2 protein-coding genes are annotated in these 1,633 nt (G+C 71.3%); both read left to right on the top strand.

Features of this window, described 5'->3' with window-relative positions; translation table 11 throughout:
• Positions 1-116: 116 nt before the first annotated feature.
• The gene (locus FJM51_RS23330) at positions 117-425 is read left to right on the top strand and encodes a MocE family 2Fe-2S type ferredoxin (RefSeq protein WP_140456479.1); all 309 of its coding nucleotides are present in this window, start codon (positions 117-119) and stop codon (positions 423-425) included.
• Position 426: 1 nt separating this feature from the next.
• A complete protein-coding gene (locus FJM51_RS23335) occupies positions 427-1,632 on the top strand; it encodes an NAD(P)/FAD-dependent oxidoreductase (RefSeq protein WP_140456480.1) in 1,206 nt (401 codons plus the stop codon).
• The last annotated feature ends 1 nt before the right edge of the window (position 1,633 follow it).

The following is a 1,633-nucleotide window of genomic DNA, read 5'->3' on the forward strand; positions in this document are numbered from 1 at the left end:
TTCCCGCGACGGCGAAGCCCTATCGCGAGGACTTCCACGCCGAGGCGCTCGGCGCCGCCTGAGCGGAGCCCGCGCCCGGGAAACAGCCAGAAAAAGCCAACCCGGAGGAAAACCGAATGCCCTGGATCCGCGCCTGCTCGACCGACGAGATCGACGAGGAAGACGTCGCCCGCTTCGACCACGACGGCCGCACCTTCGCGATCTATCACTCTCCCGACGGCGAGTTCTTCGCCACCGACGGGCTCTGCACCCACGAGAAGATCCATCTCGCGGACGGGCTGGTGATGGACTACGTGATCGAGTGCCCGAAGCACAACGGGCGCTTCGACTACCGCGACGGCGAGGCGCTCGGCGCGCCGGTCTGCGTCAATCTCAAGACCTACAAGGTCAAGGTCGAGGACGGCGACGTCCTGATCGAGCTCTGAGATGGCGGGCATGGTCATCGTCGGCGCAGGCGAATGCGGCGCGCGCGCCGCGCTCGCGCTGCGCGAGGCGGGTTATGACGGCCCGGTGACGCTGCTCGACGCCGAGCGGCACGATCCCTACGAGCGGCCGCCGCTCTCCAAGGACGCGATCCTGGCCGAGACGCCGGTCCCGAAGGGGATCGGCGGCGCCGAGCGGCTGGAGGAGGCGGGCATCACCTTCCGCCGCTCGGTCCGCGCGCATGCGCTCGACCGTGGCCGGAGCGTGGTCATCTGCGACGACGGTTCCGAACTTCCCTACGAGCGGCTGCTGCTGGCGACCGGCGCGCGGCCCCGGCCGCTCCCGGGCGCCGAGGGGCCGCGCGTCGCGACGCTGCGCACGCTCGACGACGCCGCGCGCATCCGGGGCGAGCTTGGCCCGGGCAAGCGGCTCGTCGTCATCGGCGGGGGCTTCATCGGGCTCGAACTCGCGGCCTCCGCGCGCAAGCTCGGCGCCGAGGTCACGGTGATCGAGGCGCTGCCCCGCCTGCTCTCGCGCGCGGTGCCGGCCGAGGTCGCCCAGGTCATCCAGGACCGGCACACGGCGGAGGGCGCGCGCATCCTCACCGAGGCCAGGATCGCGGCGATCGGCGCGGACGGGGTGACGCTCGCCGACGGGACCGAGATTCCGGCGGACCTGATCGTGGTCGGCATCGGCGCGACGCCGAATGTCGAACTCGCGGCCGAGGCGGGGCTCGAGATCGAGAACGGCATCGCCGTCGATGCGACGCTCGCCACGTCCGATCCGGGCATCTTCGCCGCCGGCGACTGCTGCTCCTTCCCGCTTCCGCTCTATGACGGACGGCGGGTCCGGCTCGAAAGCTGGCGCGGGGCGCAGGAACTGGGAAGCCTCGCCGCGCGCAACCTCCTCGGCGGCGGCGAGCCGATCTCGATCGTGCCCTGGTTCTGGTCGGACCAGTACGACATGACGCTGCAGATCGCGGGTCTGGCCGATGGCGCCGTGAGCCATGTGAGGCGCGAGGGCAAGGACGGCGCCTTCGTGATCTTCCACCTCGCCGCCGACGGGCGCCTGCTCGCGGCCTCGGGCATCGGCCGGGGCAACGCGGTCGCGAAGGACATCCGCCTCGCCGAGATGATGATCGCGAAACGCGCGAAGCCGGATCCCGAGGCGCTCGCAGATCCCGGCGTCAACCTCAAGAAGCTGCTCTGAA

It is taken from the genome of Amaricoccus solimangrovi (genome assembly GCF_006385685.1).
In the GTDB taxonomy this organism is placed as follows: domain Bacteria; phylum Pseudomonadota; class Alphaproteobacteria; order Rhodobacterales; family Rhodobacteraceae; genus Amaricoccus; species Amaricoccus solimangrovi.